Annotated in this window: 15 protein-coding genes; 8 read left to right on the forward strand and 7 right to left on the reverse strand. The window is 60.4% G+C overall.

Translation table 11 applies throughout. From position 1 onward, the window contains the following. Positions 1-4 precede the first annotated feature (4 nt). The 4 genes from fdhF (at position 5) to J2046_RS16685 (ending at position 5,357) form a co-directional block, all read left to right on the forward strand. Positions 5-2,884: a formate dehydrogenase subunit alpha gene (fdhF, locus tag J2046_RS16670; protein ID WP_210053648.1), complete on the forward strand. Its 2,880-nt coding sequence runs from the start codon at positions 5-7 to the stop codon at positions 2,882-2,884. Between the two features lie 4 nt (positions 2,885-2,888). Then, positions 2,889-3,716, forward strand: a complete 828-nt coding sequence (fdhD, locus tag J2046_RS16675; RefSeq protein ID WP_210053649.1) for a formate dehydrogenase accessory sulfurtransferase FdhD — start codon at positions 2,889-2,891, stop codon at positions 3,714-3,716. Beyond that, complete coding sequence (locus tag J2046_RS16680; RefSeq protein ID WP_210053651.1) at positions 3,706-4,050, forward strand: formate dehydrogenase subunit delta; 345 nt, start codon at positions 3,706-3,708, stop codon at positions 4,048-4,050. The genes fdhD and J2046_RS16680 overlap by 11 nt, the downstream gene beginning before the upstream one ends. A gap of 257 nt (positions 4,051-4,307) precedes the next feature. Then, positions 4,308-5,357 (forward strand): aldo/keto reductase, encoded by a 1,050-nt coding sequence (locus tag J2046_RS16685; RefSeq protein WP_210053653.1) that lies wholly within the window; start codon positions 4,308-4,310, stop codon positions 5,355-5,357. A 67-nt stretch (positions 5,358-5,424) separates the two neighbouring features. Here J2046_RS16685 and J2046_RS16690 read toward each other — a convergent pair whose 3' ends face one another. From J2046_RS16690 to J2046_RS16715, 6 genes are all read right to left on the reverse strand, one after another. Then, on the reverse strand, positions 5,425-5,904 hold the full coding sequence (locus J2046_RS16690; protein ID WP_037156852.1) for a chemotaxis protein CheW: 480 nt from the start codon (positions 5,902-5,904) through the stop codon (positions 5,425-5,427). Continuing rightward, complete coding sequence (locus J2046_RS16695) at positions 5,904-7,691, reverse strand: methyl-accepting chemotaxis protein (RefSeq protein ID WP_210053655.1); 1,788 nt, start codon at positions 7,689-7,691, stop codon at positions 5,904-5,906. Before J2046_RS16695 ends, J2046_RS16690 begins: the two co-directional genes overlap by 1 nt. Before the next feature lie 248 nt (positions 7,692-7,939). Then, positions 7,940-8,869, reverse strand: coding sequence for an arginase (gene rocF, locus J2046_RS16700; protein WP_210053657.1), 930 nt, complete (start codon positions 8,867-8,869; stop codon positions 7,940-7,942). A 40-nt stretch (positions 8,870-8,909) separates the two neighbouring features. Continuing rightward, positions 8,910-13,412, reverse strand: coding sequence for a translocation/assembly module TamB domain-containing protein (locus tag J2046_RS16705; RefSeq protein ID WP_210053659.1), 4,503 nt, complete (start codon positions 13,410-13,412; stop codon positions 8,910-8,912). Positions 13,413-13,441: 29 nt separating this feature from the next. Next, complete coding sequence (locus tag J2046_RS16710) at positions 13,442-15,370, reverse strand: autotransporter assembly complex protein TamA (protein ID WP_210053661.1); 1,929 nt, start codon at positions 15,368-15,370, stop codon at positions 13,442-13,444. 174 nt (positions 15,371-15,544) lie between these two features. Then, positions 15,545-15,811: a glycine zipper domain-containing protein gene (locus J2046_RS16715; protein WP_037156862.1), complete on the reverse strand. Its 267-nt coding sequence runs from the start codon at positions 15,809-15,811 to the stop codon at positions 15,545-15,547. A gap of 275 nt (positions 15,812-16,086) precedes the next feature. On the opposite strand from J2046_RS16715, the gene J2046_RS16720 reads away from it, so the two are divergent. From J2046_RS16720 to hemA, 4 genes are all read left to right on the forward strand, one after another. Further along, positions 16,087-16,575 (forward strand): (2Fe-2S)-binding protein, encoded by a 489-nt coding sequence (locus tag J2046_RS16720; RefSeq protein ID WP_210053663.1) that lies wholly within the window; start codon positions 16,087-16,089, stop codon positions 16,573-16,575. A 123-nt stretch (positions 16,576-16,698) separates the two neighbouring features. Continuing rightward, complete coding sequence (locus J2046_RS16725) at positions 16,699-19,044, forward strand: xanthine dehydrogenase family protein molybdopterin-binding subunit (protein WP_210053664.1); 2,346 nt, start codon at positions 16,699-16,701, stop codon at positions 19,042-19,044. Between the two features lie 13 nt (positions 19,045-19,057). Further along, the gene (locus J2046_RS16730; protein ID WP_210053666.1) at positions 19,058-19,855 is read left to right on the forward strand and encodes an FAD binding domain-containing protein; all 798 of its coding nucleotides are present in this window, start codon (positions 19,058-19,060) and stop codon (positions 19,853-19,855) included. 220 nt (positions 19,856-20,075) lie between these two features. Continuing rightward, positions 20,076-21,290, forward strand: a complete 1,215-nt coding sequence (gene hemA / locus J2046_RS16735) for a 5-aminolevulinate synthase (RefSeq protein ID WP_210053668.1) — start codon at positions 20,076-20,078, stop codon at positions 21,288-21,290. Positions 21,291-21,323: 33 nt separating this feature from the next. On the opposite strand, the gene dxr is transcribed toward hemA, so the two are convergent. Then, a complete protein-coding gene (gene dxr / locus J2046_RS16740; RefSeq protein WP_210053670.1) occupies positions 21,324-22,511 on the reverse strand; it encodes a 1-deoxy-D-xylulose-5-phosphate reductoisomerase in 1,188 nt (395 codons plus the stop codon). Between the last annotated feature and the right edge of the window lie 31 nt (positions 22,512-22,542).

A 22,542-nucleotide genomic window follows, 5' to 3' on the forward strand; every position in this document is an offset into this window, starting at 1 on the left:
CATCATGTCCCTCGTTCATGAAATCGACTACGGCACGCCGGCGTCCCGATCCGAAACCTGGGTGGCACTGACCATCGATGGGCGGCAGATTACCGTGCCGGAAGGCACATCGATCATGCGCGCCTCGATGGAGGCCGGCATCCAGGTGCCGAAGCTTTGCGCCACCGACATGGTGGATGCTTTCGGCTCCTGCCGCCTCTGTCTCGTGGAGATCGAAGGCCGCGCCGGAACGCCGTCCTCCTGCACTACGCCGGTCATGCCTGGCATGGTCGTGCACACTCAGACAAATCGGCTGAAGGACATCCGCCGCGGCGTGATGGAACTCTATATCTCCGACCATCCGCTCGACTGTCTCACCTGCGCTGCCAATGGTGATTGCGAATTGCAGGACATGGCCGGTGCCGTGGGCCTACGCGATGTGCGTTACGGCTATGAGGGCGACAATCACGTCCGGGGCCGCAACAATGGCGAGATCAATGCCAGATGGATGCCGAAGGACGAATCGAACCCTTACTTCACCTATGATCCGTCGAAGTGCATCGTCTGCTCCCGCTGCGTGCGCGCCTGCGAGGAAGTGCAGGGCACTTTCGCGCTGACGATCGAGGGGCGCGGTTTCGAAAGCCGGGTTTCGCCCGGCATGCACGAACATTTCCTCGATTCCGAATGCGTGTCGTGCGGCGCCTGCGTGCAGGCTTGCCCGACCGCAACGCTTACGGAAAAGTCGGTGATCGCCATCGGCCAGCCGGAGCACTCGGCGGTTACCACCTGCGCCTATTGCGGCGTCGGCTGTTCCTTCAAGGCGGAGATGCGCGGCGAAGAGCTGGTGCGCATGGTGCCCTATAAGGATGGCCAGGCGAACCGCGGCCATTCCTGCGTCAAGGGCCGTTTCGCTTATGGATATGCGACCCACAAGGACCGCATCCTCAACCCGATGATCCGCGAGAAGATCTCCGATCCGTGGCGCGAAGTGACCTGGGAAGAGGCTTTTGCGCACGTGGCGTCGGAATTCAGGCGCTTGCAATATCAGTATGGCCGTGACTCGGTCGGCGGCATCACCTCGTCGCGCTGCACCAACGAAGAGACCTTCCTTGTGCAGAAGCTTATCCGCGCCGGCTTCGGCAACAACAATGTTGATACCTGCGCGCGCGTCTGCCACTCGCCGACCGGTTACGGCCTCGGCCAGGCTTTCGGCACCTCGGCCGGCACGCAGGATTTCGACTCCGTCGAACATACGGACGTGGTGATCGTCATCGGCGCCAATCCGACTGATGGTCATCCGGTGTTCGGCTCGCGGCTGAAGAAGCGGTTGCGCCAAGGTGCCAAGCTGATCGTCATCGATCCGCGCCGCATCGATCTTGTCCGCACGCCGCATGTGGAAGCCGCCTATCATCTGCCGTTGCAGCCAGGCACCAATGTCGCCGTGCTGACTGCGCTGGCGCATGTCATCGTCGCCGAAGGCCTGTTCGACGAAAAATTCATCCGCGAGCGCTGCGACTGGTCGGAATTCGAGGACTGGGCAGCCTTTGTATCCGAAGAGCAGCACAGCCCGGAGGCGACGGAAAAATTCACCGGCGTACCGGCCGACCTCGTCCGCGGCGCGGCGCGGCTCTATGCCACCGGCGGCAACGGCGCGATCTATTACGGCCTCGGCGTCACCGAGCACAGTCAGGGTTCGACGACCGTCATGGCGATCGCCAATCTTGCGATGGCGACCGGCAATATCGGCCGTCCGGGTGTCGGCGTGAACCCGCTGCGCGGCCAGAACAATGTGCAGGGTTCCTGCGACATGGGTTCCTTCCCGCATGAACTGCCGGGTTATCGCCATATTTCCGACGACGCGACCCGCGATATCTTCGAGAAGATGTGGGGCGTGACGCTCAACAACGAACCGGGACTGCGAATTCCTAACATGCTGGATGCGGCCGTCGAGGGCACGTTCAAGGGTATCTACATCCAGGGCGAGGATATCCTGCAGTCCGACCCGGACACCAAGCATGTTTCGGCAGGGCTTGCGGCGATGGAATGCGTGGTGGTCCACGACCTCTTTTTGAATGAGACGGCCAATTACGCTCACGTCTTCCTGCCGGGCTCGACCTTCCTGGAAAAGGACGGGACCTTCACCAATGCCGAGCGCCGCATCAACCGGGTTCGCAAGGTGATGAGCCCGAAGAACGGTTACGCCGACTGGGAAGTGACCCAGAAGCTTGCGCAGGCGATGGGGCTCAACTGGAGCTATACCCATCCATCCGAAATCATGGACGAAATCGCCGCGACGACGCCGAGCTTCGCGCTCGTATCGTATGACTATCTCGACAAGATGGGTTCGGTTCAGTGGCCGTGCAACGAGGCGCATCCGGCCGGCTCGCCGATCATGCACGTCGACGGTTTCGTACGCGGCAAGGGCAAGTTCATCCGCACGGAATATGTCGCGACCGACGAACGCACAGGCCCGCGCTTCCCGCTGCTGCTCACCACCGGCCGCATCCTCAGCCAGTACAATGTCGGCGCCCAGACGCGGCGCACCGACAATGTCACCTGGCATACGGAGGACCGACTGGAGATCCATCCGCACGACGCCGAACAGCGCGGCATCAAGGACGGCGACTGGGTGAAGCTTGCCAGCCGCTCCGGTGATACGGCGCTCAGGGCACTGATCACGGACCGTGTTGCTCCGGGCGTGGTCTACACGACCTTCCATCACCCAAACACGCAAGCGAACGTCATCACCACCGACTTCTCCGATTGGGCGACCAATTGCCCGGAATACAAGGTGACGGCGGTGCAGGTTTCGCCCTCCAACGGTCCGACCGAATGGCAGAGCGACTACGAAGAACTGTCTCGCCGGTCGCGGCGGATCGCGGGGAAACTGGAGGCTGCGGAGTAACTGCATGAATTTGCCCAAGACCACCGCCGCAGTTCCGGAAATCGCTCGCCGTAATGGTGTCATTCGCGCCGGTTCGCGGGTGGTGCCTGAGGAGGTACCGATCGCCTTTTCTTATGGCGGTTCCACCCATGCGGTGATGATGGGCACGCCCGCCGATCTCGAAGATTTTGCCGCCGGCTTCAGCCTTACGGAGGGTATCATCACCTCGATTGCGGAGATCGAGGCTATCTCGGTCGTGGCCGAAGGGCGGGGCCTCGATGTGCAGGTGACGCTTGCGGAAGAAAAGGAAGATGCACTGCGCGCCCGCCGTCGCCACATGGCGGGGCCGGTCGGCTGCGGGCTCTGCGGTATCGAGTCGATCGACCAGGCGATACGGCCTGTACCGGATGTTTCAGCCGTTTCAATGGCGCTGACCATGAAGGACGTTGCCGATGCTGCCGCAGCGCTCAATGATGCACAGCCGCTGCATGCCGAGACCCATGCGGTCCACGGCGCCGGTTTTTTCGTGCCCGGCAAAGGCCTGATCGCAGTCCGCGAGGATGTCGGCCGCCATAATGCTCTCGATAAGCTGGCTGGCGCATTGGTTCGGCAGGGCATCGGAGGCCAGTCCGGCGTGGTCGTCGTCACCAGCCGGATTTCGGTTGAGATGGTCCAGAAGACGGCGATTCTCGGCAGTGCCCTTCTGATCGCCATTTCCGCACCGACCGCGCTTGCTATTCGCACGGCAGAAGAAGCGGGTATGACCCTCGTCGCCCTGACGCGCGGCGAGGATTTCGAAATCTTTACGCGTACCGATCGCATTACCACTGGAGTTGTCGCCGATGTCGCATGATCAGGGGCTGGAAAAACTGATCCGGATGGCGAACCAGATTGCCACCTTCTTCATGTCGCAGCCGGAAAATGTACGTGCCGAAGGGGTCGCCACACATATCAACAAGTTCTGGGAGCCGCGCATGCGCCGGCACCTTTTAGAGCATCTCGACAACGGCGGTGAGGGGCTTCTGCCGCTTGTCGTCAAGGCTTCGGTGCTGATCCGCCGACCGGACGCCAAGGCCGGATCGGGCGTTGGCGTCGGAGAGGACGCGGAGGAGGGGGCACCCGGCGGCAAGGGACCGGCATCGGGAGAATCGCTTTCCGAACCGAGCATCCCGGAAGTCAGGGCCTGATAGCGCGAATTTCTGTCTTCCGGATCGCGAAACAACGATTGCCGAGTCGCCGTCGTCCCACGGAGGCGGACAAATCTTCGCTCACATAAAAGTTCCCAAAAAACGGAGGCGGCTCCGATTGACGAAACGGGAATGCGATCTAGATTGATCGTGGAGCCTGACGCCGCTTTCCCCAAGCTCATCCCGCGCTCCCCGCGCCGCCCGGCTCTGTACAGATTATTCCGATCTTCAGCCGTCAGTGCACACGGGAGTTTTCCATGCGCTACAATCAGCTCGGTAATACGGGTCTTTTCGTTTCAGAAATTTGCCTCGGCACCATGACGTTCGGTGAAGCAGGCGCCGCCTCGCAATGGGGCCAGATCGCCGGCGTCGAACAGGACGCCGCCGACAGGATCGTCGAGCGATCACTGACTGCCGGCGTCAACTTCATCGATACGGCAAACGTTTATTCGCTCGGCAATTCCGAGCGTATTCTCGGCCAGTCTCTCAAAAATCTCGGCGTACCGCGCAAGGACGTCATCATCGCCACCAAGGTTCATGGCCAAATGGGCGACAAGCCAAACGATCGGGGTTCTTCGCGCGGCCATATCATGGATTCCGTAGAGCAAAGCCTCGAACGGCTGCAGACGGATCATATCGATCTCTATCAAGTTCATGGCACGGATACGGTGACGCCGATCGATGAGACGTTGCGGGCGCTGGACGATCTAGTGTCACGTGGCCTCGTGCGTTATGTCGGTCTTTCCAACTGGGCGGCCTGGCGCATCGCCAAGGCACTCGGCATTTCTGAACGCAAGGGTTTTGCCCGTTTCGAGACGGTGCAGGCCTATTACTCGATCGCCGGTCGTGATCTGGAGCGCGAGATCGTTCCGTTGATGCAGGAAGAGAAGCTTGGCCTGATGGTCTGGTCGCCGCTCGCCGGCGGTCTGCTTTCCGGAAAGTACGGTCCCGGTGCGTCAGGCAACGGCGAAGGCCGCCGCGCGAGCTTCGATTTTCCGCCGGTCGATAAGGATCGCGCTTGGGCCTGCGTTGCTGTCATGCGCGAAGTAGCCGCCAAACATGGCGCGAGTGTCGCGGAAGTGGCGCTGGGCTACATCCTGGCCAAGCCGTTTGTGACCAGCGTCATCATCGGAGCCAAACGGTTGGAGCAGCTCGAAGAAAATCTCAAGGCGGTGACCTTGATGCTCGATGCCGATGATATGGCGAGGCTGGACGAAGTGAGTGCACTGCCGCCGGAATATCCTCGCTGGATGCTCGATCGTCAGGGGGCTGGACGCAGGCCCGCCCCGTTCGAACCAAAGGAATGATCATCAAATAAAGCAGAAGCCGCCGGCGATGTCGCACGGGCGGCTCTGCAAGCTTACCGGGGTCCGCTTAGGCGGCTAGGTCTTCCGCCTCGGTGCCCTTGAACATCTTGGCGAGATTCAGGAAGCAGATCATCCCGTTCTCGTTGGCGATGATACCTTCCGAGAAGGATTTGTCGAAGGAAGCGGAAATCTCCGGAACCGGCTGAACCTGGCTCGAGGGAATGGTGAGGATATCGGAGACGCGGTCGACAAGCATGCCGATCACCATGTTATGCACCTCGGCGACAACGATGGCGCTGCGCTCATTTGCTACTGTGCTCTTCATGCCGAGCTTGTAGGCGAGGTCGATGATCGGGATGACGGAACCGCGCAGGTTCATAACACCGATCACGTCCGGTGGCGCATGCGGGATCGGGGTCGAAGGAGCCCAGCCGCGGATTTCGCGGATTGTCGTCGTCTTCACGCAGAACTCCTGCTCGTGCAGACGAAAAGCTATGATCTCCAGCGTTTCGCCGCTGTAGCTTGTGGAGTTGATTGTCGTAGCCATCAGAATTCTTCCCAACTATCCGTTGCCTGGGCGGCAGCGGCTCCCCCTGATGCGGCGCGCGCGACCGTTGCCATGAGATTGCGTGCCGGCGATGCGACAGGGCGTGCATCAGGTCGCGCTTGAGCAATTCTATGCGAAGAGTGTTGCCCAAATCTAAATTGCGCCAGGAGATTGCGCAGGGTTTCGGCTTCGCGGGCCAAGCTGTGGCTGGCTGCCGTCGTTTCCTCGACCATGGCCGCATTCTGCTGTGTGTTCTGGTCCATGGAATTCACGGCGTTGCTGATCTCACGGATCCCCGTGGATTGCTCACGGGATGCTTCCACGATCGCGACGACATTGCCGTTGATGTCTTCCACCTGAGCGATAATCTGTTCCAGAGCTTTGCCAGTCTCTCCAACCAGGGCAACGCCACGCTTGACATGTTCCGAGGAGGTGGAGATCAGGGTCTTGATTTCCTTGGCTGCGGTAGCGGACCGTTGTGCGAGTTCCCGAACTTCCTGGGCAACGACCGCAAAGCCCTTTCCGGCTTCGCCTGCCCGTGCTGCTTCGACGCCTGCATTGAGCGCCAGGAGATTGGTCTGGAACGCGATGTCGTCGATGACGCCGATGATGTTCGAGATCTCTTTGGAAGAGTTCTCTATCTGATCCATCGCGCCGACAGCATTGCGAACAACGGCGCCTGAATGTTCAGCGCCGCTCTTCGTGCGAGAGACAAGGTCGCCTGCTTCTTCGGCGCGCTTGGCACTGTCGGTAACCGTCCGGCTGATCTCTTCCAGTGCCGCCGCAGTTTCTTCGACTGCCGCGGCCTGCTGTTCCGTCCGCTTTGCCAGGCTGTCGGAGGCCTGGCGGATTTCGCTGGAGCCGCCGGCGATGCCTTCTGCATTCTCGCCGACCGTACGCATAGCCTCTGCCAGCTTGGCGACCGCTTCGTTGAAATCGGTACGGATCTTTTCCAGCGTCGGGATGAAAGGCTTCTCGATCTGAGCCGTGAGGTCACCATGGGACAGCGCGGTAAGGCCCACGGCAAGATCATCGACAGCGCGCACCCGCTCGGTAATGTCGGTCGCAAACTTGACAACCTTGAAGACTCGGCCATCGGCATCGAAGATCGGGTTGTAGGAGGCCTGGATCCAGACCACCTTGCCGCCTTTGCCGATGCGCTTGAATTCCTGGGCGATGGCTTCGCCGCCCGCCAGCTTCTTCCAGAATTCGCGATAATCGGGGCTGTCGCGGAATGCCGGCTCGCAGAACATGCTGTGATGCTTGCCGGCAATCTCGGCGTGTTGGTAGCCGAGGCAGGACAGGAAATTCTCGTTGGCGGTCAGGATCTCGCCGGTCGGCGTAAATTCGATAACGGCCTGGATCCGTGAGATCGCATTGATCTTGCCTTCGTCCTCGGCGGCCTTCAGCTTCGCGGCAGTGATGTCGGTCGCGAACTTGATGACCTTGTAGGGCTTGCCGCCGGACATGACCGGATTGTAGGACGCCTGGATCCATATCTCGCGGCCCCCTTTCCCGATCCGCTTGTAGGCTGCGGCCTCATATTTGCCGCTACCGAGGCGTGCCCAGAAGTCCTTGTAGTCCTGTGACTTCGTATAAGCCGGGTCGCAGAACATGCTGTGATGCTTGCCGACGATTTCGGAGAGCGCGTAGCCAAGAGTCTTGCAGAAGTTCTCGTTGGCTGTGAGGACAGTTCCGGACAGATCAAATTCGATGATCGCCTGCGATTTGGCGAGCGCTGCAAGCATTGCTTTCGCGTCGGCGCCTGGAAGAGAAAGGATAGACATTAGACTTTGCTTGCTCCCGCTTGTGAGTTCAGCTTCGTCTCAAGCCGCCGCTTGTCTCTCCACATGAAAGTCAGGGTGCTGCAGAGGGCCCTTGAGTCTCACAAGAAATAGCCCTCAAAAATTAACGTCAGGTCAATAATTCTCTCACTTCGTACTCGGAAATATACGTAGGACTTTTGTATAAAATCAATTTTCCTTGTAATTTATGCCAGAAAACGAACAGGTTGATAGAATATAAATTGAAAACACTATGCCGAACGCGTCGGACGATCCAGAACTCGCCGGCCGAAAAGGCTTGCCGTCAGCTCCACCATGATCCGCGCGCTCTTGCCGCGATCGTCAAGGAACGGGTTCAGCTCGACGAGATCGAGCGAACAGACAAGTCCGGTATCATGCAACATTTCCATGATCAGATGCGCCTCGCGGAAGGTTGCGCCTCCCGGTACGGTGGTGCCTACTCCCGGTGCGATATCCGGATCGAGGAAATCCACGTCAAGGCTGACATGCAAAAGACCGTTGGCGGCGTTTACCCTATCGATCACCTGAAGCATGATCGCTGCGATGCCGTTCTCATCGATGGCGCGCATGTCGAAGACGTTGACGCCGTGCTCGGCGATCATCTTCCGCTCGATTTCGTCGACGGAGCGGATGCCGATCTGAAAAACATTCCGCGGGTCGACCATGGGGCGGTCGCTGTCGAGGATCGGTGCGAATTCCGCCTGTCCTGTGAAGAAGGCCACCGGCATTCCGTGAATATTGCCTGACGGTGAGGTTTCCGGCGAATTGAAATCCGCATGAGCATCGATCCAGAGCACGAAGAGTGGCCGGCCGATCCCGGCAGCGTAACGGGCCATGCCCGGCACGCTGCCCATGGAAAGGCTATGATCGCCGCCCATGATCACGGGTATCGTACCGGCTTTAGCCTTTTCGTAGATCCGGTTTTCCAGTGCCCGCGCGAAAGCGCCGACGATCGGCAGATTCTTCGCATCCTGCCGCTCTTCGAGATCGGTTGCCGGTTCCGGGCACAGGTCGCCGCTATCGCTGACGCGGAACCCCAGGCCTTCCAGCGACTTGACAATGCCGGCCAGACGGAAGGCTGCCGGGCCCATGGCGCAACCGCCGCGGCCGGACCCTTCTTCCAGAGGAACGCCGATCAATGTGATGTCCTTGGAGTTCATTCTCTTCTCCCGAGAAAGGCAGGATAAATGAGGCTCGAAATCAGTATTCGTGCTCGTAAAAGATGCCGGCCTTGCCGCCTTCTGTCCCGGCGCCGGCCTTGAGTTTCACGCCTCGGCCGATATCGAGATTGATCGTGGCCTCGGCGCCGCCGGAGCCGCCCTGCTCGACCTGCACATAGGTACGATTGTTGATGTAGCGGCCGACGGAGACGGTCGTCTGGCCTGTCTCGTCGGTGTTGATATCGAGGTCGTCGACGCCGAGATTGCTGCGCAGCGTTTCGAGAAGGGAGGTGGAGCCACCGCCGGCAAGCTGGGTAACGGCATCGGCGAGCTGGGCGATCTGCAGCGGCGAAAGCCGCGACATGGACTGGCCGAAGATCAGCCGCGCCAGGACCTCATCCTGCGGCAGGGCGGGCGAAGAAGAGAAGGTGATCGTCGGATCGTTCGCCACGCCGGTGACCTTCACAATGATTGTCGTCTGGGCTGAGGTCGTGCTGGCTTCCATGTTCAGGACCGGGATCAGCCCGCCGCCGAAGGTGATTTCACCTTCCGTGAAATCGAGCCGCTTGGCGAGGATGACGATGCGTCCACGGCGCATTTCGAAACCGCCGGAGACGATGGGATCTACCGCTGTGCCGGTTATGGTCAGGTCACCGCCGAGTTCTGCATCGATACCTCGACCGCGGACGAAGATGCCGTTGGGCGCGCTGATCTGCAGATTGAGGGCGATCGGCCTCGAACTGCCGGTTGCCTCCTTAGGGCGGAGTTCCTCCATCTGTCGCAGCACATCGGGTGGGGCATTACGGTGACGGATGTCTATTTCCGCAAGCGAGGTCGGGAGCCTAGCAGGCACTGTGATCGCTGCCTTGGTCAACGTTACCCGGCCACCAAGGAGGGGGCCAGACGTCAGCGGGCCGGTCAGGGTCAAGGCACCGTCGGCCGTTGCCGCAAAGAGGGCCCCGTCCGCATAGGTTGCTCGCGCGAGCATGATCCTCAGATCGGCCGGAAAGCCGGAGCCGGGCGTAATGCCGACCGAGCCCTGGATCGAGATGCTGCCGCCGCCTGAGAGCTTGCCGGAGAGCTGGGAAATGTTGGCGCTGTTACCGTTGAAGGAGATATTGGCGGCAAGATCAGTAACGGCAAGGTTGCGCCGCACGTCGACAAGCCGTGCGCCGGATGAGGAGGCCGTGCCAGTGATCGCCGGCGCCGAAGCCGTGCCGCCGATTGCCAGATCGACATTGCCGGTACCTTCCAGCACGAAGCCTTGAGCGGCAAGCTGGCCGGCGAGGATGGAGAAGGGCAATTGCCCATTGAATTTGAGGTTGAGAGGCTTTTCTCCAGCCAGTGAAACCGAACCGCTGCCCGAAAGCGAGATGCCACCGCCACCCGAAAGTCTAGTATCGACGGTGACTGCAGCGTTCTGGAAAGTCCCGTTTGCCGTGATGTTCAGTGGTGCCAGCCCTGCAGATGCGGTCTGGCTGACGCCGGCATCGGCCCAGCGAAGATCGTAACGGACGGCAGGCGCCTCCGGCGTCCCAGTTGCGGTGACGGTCCCGGAAACTGTGCCGCGGGCGCCCAGGGTCGGCGCGAAGGCGTTAATCAGGCTTGCGGGCACCGCATTGGCACGGGCGTTGATGTCGAGAGCCGGAACACCGTTCTGAAGAAGAACGCGGCCGGCGGCTGACAGGTCGAGGCCGTCGGAACCCGTCAGGCGGGTCGCGTCTAGTGCGACCGTCCCGTTGGCAAAGCTTCCGCTTGCTTGGAGACGAAACGGACTGATGCCAGCATCGCGCGTCTGGCGAAGCTGCGCATCATTCCATTCAAGATCATAGCGGATCGCAGGAGCGGAGGTGGACCCTGTGGCGTTCACGGTACCGGAGATCGTGCCGGCAGCGTTGACCGCCGGAACGAAGGCATTGAGGAGGTTCGCAGGCAGTGCATTGATATTGGCCGTCAGGTCGAGGGACGAGCCGGCAGTGCCGTTAACGGTGACGCTGCCGCTGCCGGTCGCGAGCGTTAGTCCGGCAAGCCGCGCACCACCATTGACGATGGCAATGCGGGTGGGGGCGGCAAGCCGAACCGGGATGTTGCGTGGCGAGGCGGTGAAGCTCTCTATGCCCACCGAGATCTCGCCATCGGTCTGGACATCACCAACGGCATTGAGCGGCGCATTGTCATATTGGGCGGTGAGGTTGAAGCCTGTCCTGCTGCCGCTATGGCTGACGTCAAGGTTGATGTCGCTGACGCCAACGGATCCGGTGCCGATGCGGCCGGCGCGCACTGTGCCCTCGGCCGCGATCGCCTTGATGTCCGGAATGGCAAGATCGATGTTCGGCTGGACGATCTCGATCGAGCCGCGGCGAAGCGCATTGCCGGATGCCCGGATTGCGGCGCCGGCCCGGCCATCCGTATTGCTGAAAGTCACAGAACCACGGAGATCGCCCTGGGCCTGTTGGGCGGCGAGCGCGGCAAGCATCGAGACATCCGGAAAATCGAAATTCAACTGGCCTTCCGGCAGGAAATCGGGTGAGAAGCTCAACGCACCATTGAGTTTGTTGGGGCCGACCTCGGCGCTGATTGACGGTGCGCTCGTGCGGCCCTGTGTCGAGATTATATCGGCGTTGGCGCGGATCGACTGGCCGTCCAACGAGCCCGTAGCCGTCAACTTGCCCTTGGGTGCGTTCGGGTCGGCGGTACCGTCGAAGACAACGCTCATGTTCTGGAGCTTACGACCGACGAGACGTGCGTCCGCGGAATTGAGAACGGCCTTCACGCCCATTGCAGCGAGCGGGCCGTTGACTGCGATGTCGAAACCCGCGGCGCCCTCGCCTTCGGGCAGCCAGCGCTTCAAGTCCGGCATGCGGCCGGCAAGATGGCCGGTCACGGTCTGGTTTTCGAGAACAACGTTACCATTCGCCTCGACTGCATTGGATCGCATCACAAAGTTTTCGAGGCTCACACGGCCACGGCCGTCGGTCGCCGCGTTGACATAACCCTCGGCCGAAAGTTTGCCCTCGAACTTCGAGACCAGAGCGGCCGGCAGCACGGCAGGGTTTGCGAAGATACGGAAATTACCGGTGACAGCCTGCTTCGACATGTCATAGGCGCCAGAAAGTGTGCCATTGACATTGGCGCTGTCAAAGGTCGCCGCGTCGAGGCCGATCGCCGGCGGCGCGAGCCTGAGCGGCGCATCCAGCGTCACGGGCCCGCCGATGATTCGATCGAGGCTATCGTTTGTAAAATCCGTGCGAGCAACGGTGAACCGGCTGCGGATACTGCCTGCGCGATCGATGAGATTGAGATCCTCGCTTTCCGCCTGCAGGCGGATTTGCCCGAAGCGACCTTGCGGCAGTTCGGCGGCGCTCAAGGCAGCCGTTGCATTGAAGCGGGCCGAGGATGCGGCACCCGTCAGGGTGAAATTGATGCTCTCGAAAGAAAACCGGCTCTCCTGACCGCTGATCGGCCAGACGAGGGCTACGGGGCCGTTGGTGCCGGCGAGGCCCGCAGTGAGGCTGTTGTCGCCCGTTGGATCCCAGACCCCTTGTGCGGAAATCTTCACGGCACCCGACGTGAGGTTGCCGCGTTCGATGTCGACACGGCCGGAGTCGGCATAGATTGCGGCGACATTGATATCGGTCGTGCCGGCGAACAGAGGCCGGAACGCGGGCGGCAACAGGGTTGCGAGTTGGCCGCCGCCAGTCACCTCCACGCGGTGCCTGCCGTCCTCGATAAGCATGTGCTTGCCGTCGACAGCGATGACCGGGGTGCCGCCGACGCTGCCCTGCAATTTGCCGGCCCAATCGGAAAGCGGACCTTCGCCGTCGAGCGCCAGTTCCACCGCAGGCGCGCCCGGCAGGCGCAGGAGGCGGGCAAGCAGACCACCTTGCGGCTCGGAGACGGCGGCTTTCAGTGTCAGACGATTCTCGGAGGGGGCGTAGACCACATCGGCGGATGCCTTGGCATCCGGCTCATCCTTCCGGGTTGCCTGCAAGTCGAGGGAAATATCGGGTCCGGTCGCATCTACCGAGCCCTTGACCGAGAGGGAGAAATCCCGTCCGGAAAGCGCCTGAGAGAGATTGATGTCCGGCAGGTCGATCTGTGCGACCCGGATTCCGATCGGGAGAGGGGATCCTGAAGAACTCGAAGTCGTTTGAGGCGTTGCCGGGGTGTTCGAGGGCCGCGGCGGACGGATGAAATTTACGGTCTCGGCGGAAATACGTTCGGCACGGAAAACACCTCCGGCCAACGCCGTTGGTGACCAGTCGACCTTGATGCCGCCGATCTGGGCGTAGGGGCCTGCCTTGTCGGAAAGGGTAAGCGTGTCGATCCGCAGATCGCCGGTCAAAAGGCCTTCCGGCCGCGAAAAGGTGATGGTTCGGTCCGGGGTGGAAACAATTGCGGAGATTCGGTCTGCCGCCACCCGTCCGCCAACGGGGGTGAGCGCCACGAAAAGGAGAACACCAAGCGCCATGACGAACAGGATCGCGACCGCGCCAAGCACGGCTTTCACAACCCATTTCAGCAGGCGAACCATCAGCGTCATGCCCGATATGCTACCTTTCCATCTGCCTTTCAGAATGCCTGTCCTATACCAGCATAGATCCCATATTGGCTGCCGCCATCGTAACGCTGCAACGGAATTGCGACGTCAAGTCGGAGCGGCCCAAAAGGCGTGGCATATCGTACGCCGATCCCCGCTCCCGCGCGTATATCAGAAAAATCAGGCATGATTCCGGTCGAAACGGTACCGACATCGATAAAAGGTACAATGCCGATACTCTCTGACACTTTTACCCGTACTTCGAAAGAGCCCAGCGTATAGGATCGCCCGCCCGTCGGCTCGTCGGCACTGTTATAGGGCGAAATTTCCCGATAGGCATAACCGCGCACCGATCCACCGCCTCCGGCGAAGAATCTGCGTGTCGCGGGAATGCTTTCAAGGTCGTCGGCACCGACCAGTGCACCGGCCGCAAGCCGGCCCGCGAGCACGATGCCATTTTCTTCCCCGAAGCCGAGATAGCCGGAGATCGAACCTTCGAATGAGGAAAAGACCGTGCCGTCCAGAAGCTCATAGCTGGGCTTAGCCGCCAGCGTGGCGTGATAACCTTCCGTCGGATCGAGCTTGTTATCGCGGGCGTCCCGTTCGAAACCAAGCGGAAGACTGACGGTGAGATACTGGTTCTTGCCGAACGCATCGTCGGTATTGATCCAGGCTATTTCGCCGCCGGCAGTCAACTTGTCCCTGTCGTTCAATTCGTAGGCAATGCTGGCCGAGTAGATGACCGATTGCGCCTCGTAGATATCATCCGGCGTCTCGCTCTTGGCTTCGAGACGGGATTCGAAAGTAGCCTCGGGCACGAAGGCACCGGGTTTGGTGAATATGATGCCGGCGGAGTAGTCGTAGGTGCCGAGATCGGTCGTGGCTCCGATGCCGGACACCTTGCCCTCGATACGCAGCGATTCTGCCTCGCCGAACAGATTGCGATGACCCCAATAGCCTTCAAGCCCGATTCCGTCGATCGAGGAGTATTCGGCGCCGAAGCCGAAATAACGATGTTTGCCTTCTGACACCTCGATCGTCAGCGGCAGCGAACCATTCGGAGCGAGTCTATCCGCTTCGCGGATCGTCACGCTCGAAAAGACACCGAGCTCGCGCAGGCGGTCATTCGCCTTCTTCAGTTGCTCCGGCGAATAGCGCCCGCCCCTGTCGAGCCGTGAATAACGGCTGATGAAGGCGGCATCGACGGTTCGCGAGCCCTTGACGGCCACCGCACCGAACGGCGCCATGGGACCGCCGACAGCACCGAGCACGACATCGATGGTATTCGTCCTGTGATCGGCGGTCACCTGTCGCTCGGTAAGCTTTGCAAGCGGCCGGCCCTCATCCTTCAGATCGACGAGAAGCTGCTCGCCGGCTTTGAGGATAAGGCGAGATCCGGCTTCTCCGCCGGGAACCAGGTCGTATTTCGCGGGATCGCGTCCGACGGCATCTCCTTCAAAACGCACCGAGCCAAGCTTGAAGACCGGACCGGGGGCGATGCGAACGGTCACCGGAACAGGCGCTGCGTGATTGAAGGTCGGATTGGGTGGCAAACTGTCTATGTCGGTGCCGGCGACGGAAATATGCACGGTGCCGCCGTAACGCGCTGCTTCATAAAGAACGGCGATCAGTCGGTCGCGGTCTTCCCGCGCCTTGATAACGACACCAAGATCGCCGGAGACGGGCTGCTTCTCGTCGGCGACGAGCGACGCTGCATTTTCGAGGCGCTCTTTGAGATCCTTGTCCGCATTTCCCGTCTCGAGTGTCACGTCGTACCGGACAGGATCGATGACCTCGACGGTCTCCTCGTCATCCCCGAAGAGCGTTATGCCGAAGATCTTGAAGGCGTAGGCATTGTTTACGAGCGGCGGAGCAAACAGAAAGGCGGCGACGAGCATTGCGACGGTGCCTGCTCCCCTCAGCTTCCGGTCCTTTTCCCGCCCCGTACTTTTGTTCCGCATACGCAAATTAACTGTCGACGCCTCGGCTTTGAGTCCTCATAGCCCCCAACAAAACCTATCTAACGGCAAAAGAAGGGGCAGGGTACCCCTTGTCTGTCCTTCGCGATGATTTCATGAAAGAAAAAGCCCCGAAGCGTGCTCCGGGGCCACACATTTCGCCGGCAATCCGAGCGTTTATCGGTAACCGCGCGGGCAATCGTCGACATAGCGACGACCATAGCGGTCGCGATAGTAGCACTGACCGGGCTGTTCGGCGACGGAGCCGATCAATGCGCCCGATACGCCGCCAATCGCGGCGCCGACAGCCGCACCGCGGACGTTGCCTGTCGCAAGGCCACCGATCACGGCACCCGACGCAGCGCCGATGCCAGCGCCTTGTTCAGTTGCGGTGCAACTCGCGAGGGATGCGCCAAGCATCAGAAGCACGATGGCTTTCTTCATGACATTTCTCCTTTGTCTATTATGGCCGGCCCTTCCGCGGCATCCGCCAGCAAGCTCCAGCACTATCGCGGGAACAATAGGGTGCGATGTAGAAGAGTCCATATGCCGCCTTCATTTCTTTGAGGAATTTGCCCTCGAATCGTTGGTGGAAGCGTCAAGACGGGTTCCGAGGCCGACCAAATAATTGACGGTTCCCTAGAAAGTAGCAGTTGATCCTCTCCGTAAAAAAGCAAATGATGATGTCTGTATCCGGGAGAGATGCGAGGAGGAAAATGATGACGAAAGTGACGCTGACCGTGAACGGCCGCGCGATGAGCGGCGAGTGCGAGGATCGCACCCTGCTCGTGCACTTCATCCGCGAGAAACTTGGTTTGACCGGAACGCATGTGGGATGCGACACGACCCAGTGCGGCGCTTGTGTCATCCATATGGACGGCCATTCGGTCAAAAGCTGCTCCATCCTCGCGGTACAGGCTTCCGGTTCAACGATCACAACGATTGAGGGGCTGGCCGGCCAGGGCGAATTGCATCCGGTGCAGGCGGCCTTCAAGGAGCACCACGGACTTCAATGCGGCTTCTGCACGCCCGGAATGGTGATGACGGCGGTCGACATGATCAACCGTGAAGGCGGTTCGCTGACAGAAGAGAAGGTCCGCGCAGGGCTGGAAGGCAATATCTGTCGCTGTACTGGTTACCACAATATCGTCAAGGCCATCCTCGCCGCCGATGCCGAAATGGCATCGGGCCGTCAAGCGGCGGAGTGAAGGCAAGCGAATAGGGAGTAGCGAATAGCGAATAGTTGGCCGTTGGTTTGGCCCGTCGCTACTCGAAATCCCTCTATTCGCTACTTCCTATTGGCTATTCGCTCATTTCTGGAGGAGATGAAAATGGGTGTTGAAGGAATCGGTGCACGCGTAACCCGCAAGGAAGACAAGCGTTTCCTGACCGGCAAGGGGCGCTATACGGACGACATGACTGTCCCCGGCATGAAATCTGCCTACTTCATTCGCAGTCCGCACGCGCACGCCAGGATCAAGAGCATCGATGCGAGTGCCGCGAAGTCCATGCCGGGCGTCATCGATGTGCTGGACGGCAAGCAGCTGCAGGCCGATGGCATCGGCAATCTCATCTGCGGCTGGATGATCCATTCGAAGGATGGCTCACCCATGAAAATGGGCGCCTGGCGGCCGCTCGCCGCTGAAACCGTGCGCTATGTGGGCGATGCGGTGGCGATCGTCGTGGCGGATTCCATCGGTGAAGCCCGCGATGCGGCGGAAGCCGTCATCATCGACTACGAGCCGCTTCCAGCCGTCACCGAGGCGACCGCAGCGCTGGAGGCCGGAGCGCCGCAGATCCACCCGGAAGCATCAAACAACCTGATCTTCGACTGGCAGCTCGGCGATCCGGATGCGACCGACCGGGCGATCGCGTCGGCCGCGCATGTCACCGAGATCGAGATCGTCAACAACCGGCTTTCGCCGAACCCGATGGAGCCGCGCGCCACGCTCGGTATCTATGATTCGGCCGAAGACCACTACACCTGCTATACGACGAGCCAGAACCCGCACGTGGCTCGCCTTGTCATGAGCGCGTTCTACAATGTCGCGCCGGAAAACAAGCTGCGCGTCATCGCGCCGGATGTCGGCGGCGGTTTCGGCTCGAAGATCTACATCTATCCGGAGGAGATCGTCTGCCTGTGGGCTTCGAAGAAGACCGGAGTGCCGGTGAAATGGACTTCCGACCGCACAGAAGCCTTCCTTACCGACGCCCACGGCCGTGACCATGTTTCCAAGGTGAAGATGGCCTTCGACGCGGACAACCGCATCACGGCGCTGAAGGTCGACACGATCGCCAATCTCGGCGCCTATATGTCGCTCTTCTCTTCGGCCGTGCCGACCTATCTCTATGCGACGCTGCTTTCCGGCCAATACGCGATCCCGGCGATTCATGCCAATGTCCGCACCGTCTATACCAATACCGTGCCGGTCGATGCCTATCGCGGCGCCGGGCGCCCTGAAGCAACCTACTTGCTTGAGCGCACAATCGAGACGGCGGCGCGCGAGCTCGGCGTCTCGCCGGCTGAACTGAGGCGGAAGAATTTTATCCGTTCCTTCCCCTATCAGACGCCGGTGATCATGAATTACGACACCGGCGATTACGAAGCTTCGCTCGATGCTGCGATGCAGGCGGCCGACTGGAAAGGCTTTGCTGCCCGCAAGGCACAGTCAGAAGCCAGTGGCAAGAAGCGCGGCATCGGTATGAGCTGTTATATCGAAGCTTGTGGTATTGCACCGTCGCAGGCGGTTGGTTCGCTCGGCGCAGGTGTTGGTCTTTGGGAATCGGCGGAAGTACGGGTGAACGCGGTCGGAACGATTGAGGTGCTGACCGGCTCCCATAGCCATGGGCAGGGTCACGAAACCACGTTTGCCCAGCTCGTCGCCGGCCGACTCGGCGTGCCGATCGACAGCATCAACATCGTTCATGGCGATACCGACAAGGTGCAGATGGGCATGGGCACTTATGGTTCCCGCTCCGGCGCAGTCGGCATGTCGGCGATCGTCAAGGCACTCGACAAGGTCGAGGCCAAGGCAAAGAAGATCGCGGCACATCTGATGGAGGCGGACGAGCAGGATGTCGTGATCGAAAACGGCGAGTTGAAAATTGCCGGTACGGATAAAGCCTTGCCATGGTTCCAGGTGGCACTCGCCGCCTATACGGCTCATAACCTGCCGGCTGGTATGGAGCCCGGGCTCAAGGAAACGGCTTTCTACGATCCGGCCAACTTCACCTTCCCGGCCGGTTGCTATATCGCGGAGGTTGAGATCGATCCGGAAACCGGCGAGACGGACATCATCCAGTTCGTCGCCGCCGATGACTTCGGCAATATCATCAATCCGCTGATTGTAGAGGGCCAGGTGCATGGCGGTTTGGCCCAAGGCATCGGCCAGGCGCTGCTCGAGGCTGTGCACTATGATTCGAACGGTCAGCTCCTGACGGCGAGCTTCATGGATTACGCCATGCCGCGCGCCGACGACCTGCCGTCCTTCAAGCTGTCGCACCAGAACACGCCTTGCCCAAATAATCCGCTCGGTATCAAAGGATGTGGTGAGGCAGGTGCGATCGGCTCGCCGCCGGCGCTGATCAACGCCATCACCGATGCGATCGGCAATAACGGGCTTACCATGCCAGCGACCCCGATGAAGGTCTGGCAGGCGATGCACGCGGCTCATTGAGGAGGAATGGACAATGTATGCAACCAGCTATCACCGTGCTTCCTCCGTGGAAGATGCCGTCAAACTCCGCGCTGCGCATGAGGAGGGTAAATATCTCTCCGGCGGCATGACACTGATCTCGACCATGAAGCAGCGACTCGCCGCGCCGACCGATCTCATCGATCTCCGGCATATCGCGGCTCTGCGCGGGATTTCGATCGACGGTCGCGAGGTGACGATCGGCGCCGCCACGCCGCATGCCGATGTCGCCGGTTCCCGTGAACTTCGTGCCATCTGCCCTGCGATCTGCGAGCTTGCAAGCCATATCGGAGACCCGCATGTGCGCCATATGGGCACGATCGGGGGCTCGATTGCCAATAACGATCCGGCGGCGGATTATCCGGCTGGCGTACTAGGCCTTGCTGCGACGGTGATTACCGACCGGCGTTCGATCGCGGCAGATGAGTTCTTCACGGACCTATTCGAGACGGCCCTTGAGGATGGCGAGATTGTGACCGCCGTCTCCTTCGATGCACCGGAAAAGGCAGGTTATGCAAAGTTCAACAATCCGGCCTCGCGCTTCGCGATGGTTGGCGTCTTCGTGGCAAAGACATCCAGCGGCGTGCGTGTTGCCGTGACCGGCGCTGGCTCGAACGGTGTCTTTCGCCATTCGGGCTTCGAACAGGCGCTCGCTTCCAACTGGTCAGCCGATGCTCTGTCGAACATCGCGGTGGATTCGTCCAATCTTCTCTCGGACCTGCATGCCAACGCGGAATATCGCGCCAACCTCGTGAAGGTCATGGCGAAACGAGCCGTCGTTGCTGCCGGTTGACGACGAGTCGCGATCCGAACCGGAAGGAAAGAGCGCAAGCGCCGCTCTTTCCTTCCTCCTTGACGTGGATCAATTATCGCATTGCCCATATTGGCTAAGTCTTTTATTGGAATAATTCAAAGATACGGGCCTTTTGCCGCAGGTGGGTTTTATTCACGCATCGCGGGGTTGACGAAAAGCGCGACTGAAACCAAAACCAAAGCAGGTTCTGGAGTGTGACATGGATTTCGAGGCATTTTTCAAGAGCGAACTGGACGGGCTTCACACGGAGGGTCGTTATCGGGTGTTCGCTGATCTCGAACGGCATCGTGGCAATTTTCCGCGCGCCACACGCCACACTCCCGATGGCCCGAAGGAAGTAACCGTCTGGTGTTCCAACGACTATCTCGGCATGGGCCAGCATCCCGCCGTAATCGAGGCGATGAAGGAAGCCATCGATCACTGTGGCGCGGGTGCGGGAGGCACCCGGAATATTTCTGGAACGACGCACTACCACGTTCTCCTCGAGCGCGAGCTTGCCGATCTGCATGGTAAGGAAGCGGGCCTGATCTTCAACTCGGGCTATATGTCGAATTGGGCAACGCTTGGTACGCTCGGCCAGAAGATCCCGGGACTGATCATTTTCTCCGATGCGCTGAACCATGCGTCGATGATCGAGGGCATCCGCTATGCCAAATGCGAACGGATGATCTGGAAGCACAACGATCTCGATGACTTGGAGGCGAAGCTCGCGGCCGCCGATCCGAGCGCGCCGAAGCTGATCGCCTTCGAATCCGTCTACTCGATGGACGGTGATATTGCCCCGATCAAGGAAATCTGCGATCTGGCCGACAAATACGGAGCGATGACCTATCTCGATGAAGTGCATGCGGTCGGCATGTATGGCCCGCGTGGCGGCGGCATTGCCGAGCGCGAAGGCCTGATGGATCGGCTGACGGTCATCGAGGGGACGCTTGGCAAGGCGTTCGGTGTGATGGGTGGCTATATCGCTGCCTCCGCAGCACTTTGCGATTTCATTCGCTCTTTTGCCTCCGGCTTCATCTTTACGACGGCACTGCCGCCGACATTGGCTGCCGGTGCGCTCGCTTCGATCCGGCATCTGAAGGCAAGCCCCTTCGAGCGCGTCCGTCATCAGGATCGCGTTCGCAAGTTGCGCACCATGCTCGACCAGCGCGGCATTCCGCATATGCACAATCCCAGCCATATCGTGCCGGTCATGGTCGGCGATGCTGCAAAGTGCAAATGGATTTCGGATATCCTGCTCGATACCTGCGACGTCTATGTCCAGCCGATCAACTACCCGACCGTGGCAAAGAAGACCGAACGCTTGCGAATCACTCCGACTCCGCTGCATTCGGATGCCGATATCGAGCATTTGGTCGGCTCGCTGCACCAGCTCTGGTCGCGTTGTGCGCTGGCAAGGCACGTCGCGTGACAGGTCTGAAAATCGGATAAGCCAAATGGCCGCTTATGCGGCCATTTCATTTTTCGCGATGATTTCGCCGGCCCGTCTGCGGGCTTCTGCATCCGCCGTGAAAACCTCGTCCATGGTCGTGGCTGCGCCGTAATCTGCCATGCTGTCCATCACCTGTTCGGTAATGTCGGCCATATTCAGGAAGCCGATGCGGCCGGCACAGAAGGCGTGGAAGGAGGTCTCTTCTGCTGCATTCATGGCTGCGCCCTGTACGCCGCCTCGTTCAAGCGCCGTTCGCGCGAGCCGCAGTGCCGGGAAGCGCACTTCGTCCGGGGCTTCGAAATCGAGACGTGCGAGTTTCGCAAAATCCAGCCGTTCGACGTTGAGCTTTGGCCGGTTCGGATAAGTGAGCGCATAACCGATCGCGGTGCGCATGTCCGGGCAGCCGAGTTGGGCAAGCACCGAGCCGTCCGTGTACCCGACCATGGAATGGATGACCGATTGCGGATGGACGATCACCTCGATCTGGTCCGGCCTCAGATCGAAGAGGTGTTTCGCCTCGATCATCTCCAGCGCCTTGTTGAACATGGACGCACTGCCGATCGAGATCTTCAATCCCATCGACCAGTTAGGATGGGCACGGGCGGTCTCTACTGTAACGCCCGCCATCGCCTCACGTGTCCAGGTGCGGAACGGGCCGCCTGATGCAGTCAGAACGATGCGTTCCACGGCATGGTGCTGATCGTCTTCCAGCGACTGAAAGATCGCGCTGTGCTCGCTGTCGACCGGAATCAGCCGCCCGCCGCCTTCGGCAACCGCGTTGATGAAAAGCTCACCGGCGGAGACCAGGCACTCCTTGTTGGCAAGGGCGATATCGGCGCCTCGTTGTGCGGCGGCCAGCGTCGGTGCGAGCCCCGCAGTGCCGACGATTGCCGCCATGACCCAGTCAGAATCCCGCGCGCCCGCCTCGATCAGTGCGTCGCGTCCGGCGGCCACTTCAATGTCGCTGCCCGCAAGCGCGTCCTTCAGAGCAGAATATTGAGCGTCATCGGCAGTGACAGCCAGGCTCGCGCCGCACGCCTTCGCCTGCTCGGCCAGGAGGGCGATATTGGCATTGCCGGTGATCGCGACGACGTCAAAAGCCTCTCGGCCGCCGAGCTGATCCACGACATCGAGCGTGTTGACGCCGATCGAGCCCGTAGAGCCGAGAATGCTGATGCGGCGTTTGCCGGTATCGGCCATGATATCTTCCGTTTCATAAAGCTGCCGCAGG

The sequence above is a fragment of the Neorhizobium petrolearium genome, from assembly GCF_017873175.1.
Taxonomy (GTDB): domain Bacteria; phylum Pseudomonadota; class Alphaproteobacteria; order Rhizobiales; family Rhizobiaceae; genus Neorhizobium; species Neorhizobium petrolearium.

Excerpts from the sequence above, each read along its gene's own strand:
- fdhF (WP_210053648.1), top strand. The coding sequence starts at position 5 with ATGTCCCTCGTTCATGAAATCGACTACGGCACGCCGGCGTCCCGATCC.
- fdhD (WP_210053649.1), top strand. The coding sequence starts at position 2,889 with ATGAATTTGCCCAAGACCACCGCCGCAGTTCCGGAAATCGCTCGCCGT.
- J2046_RS16680 (WP_210053651.1), top strand. The coding sequence starts at position 3,706 with ATGTCGCATGATCAGGGGCTGGAAAAACTGATCCGGATGGCGAACCAG.
- J2046_RS16685 (WP_210053653.1), top strand. The coding sequence starts at position 4,308 with ATGCGCTACAATCAGCTCGGTAATACGGGTCTTTTCGTTTCAGAAATT.
- J2046_RS16690 (WP_037156852.1), bottom strand. The coding sequence starts at position 5,904 with ATGGCTACGACAATCAACTCCACAAGCTACAGCGGCGAAACGCTGGAG.
- J2046_RS16695 (WP_210053655.1), bottom strand. The coding sequence starts at position 7,691 with ATGTCTATCCTTTCTCTTCCAGGCGCCGACGCGAAAGCAATGCTTGCA.
- rocF (WP_210053657.1), bottom strand. The coding sequence starts at position 8,869 with ATGAACTCCAAGGACATCACATTGATCGGCGTTCCTCTGGAAGAAGGG.
- J2046_RS16705 (WP_210053659.1), bottom strand. The coding sequence starts at position 13,412 with ATGACGCTGATGGTTCGCCTGCTGAAATGGGTTGTGAAAGCCGTGCTT.
- J2046_RS16710 (WP_210053661.1), bottom strand. The coding sequence starts at position 15,370 with ATGCGGAACAAAAGTACGGGGCGGGAAAAGGACCGGAAGCTGAGGGGA.
- J2046_RS16715 (WP_037156862.1), bottom strand. The coding sequence starts at position 15,811 with ATGAAGAAAGCCATCGTGCTTCTGATGCTTGGCGCATCCCTCGCGAGT.
- J2046_RS16720 (WP_210053663.1), top strand. The coding sequence starts at position 16,087 with ATGACGAAAGTGACGCTGACCGTGAACGGCCGCGCGATGAGCGGCGAG.
- J2046_RS16725 (WP_210053664.1), top strand. The coding sequence starts at position 16,699 with ATGGGTGTTGAAGGAATCGGTGCACGCGTAACCCGCAAGGAAGACAAG.
- J2046_RS16730 (WP_210053666.1), top strand. The coding sequence starts at position 19,058 with ATGTATGCAACCAGCTATCACCGTGCTTCCTCCGTGGAAGATGCCGTC.
- hemA (WP_210053668.1), top strand. The coding sequence starts at position 20,076 with ATGGATTTCGAGGCATTTTTCAAGAGCGAACTGGACGGGCTTCACACG.
- dxr (WP_210053670.1), bottom strand. The coding sequence starts at position 22,511 with ATGGCCGATACCGGCAAACGCCGCATCAGCATTCTCGGCTCTACGGGC.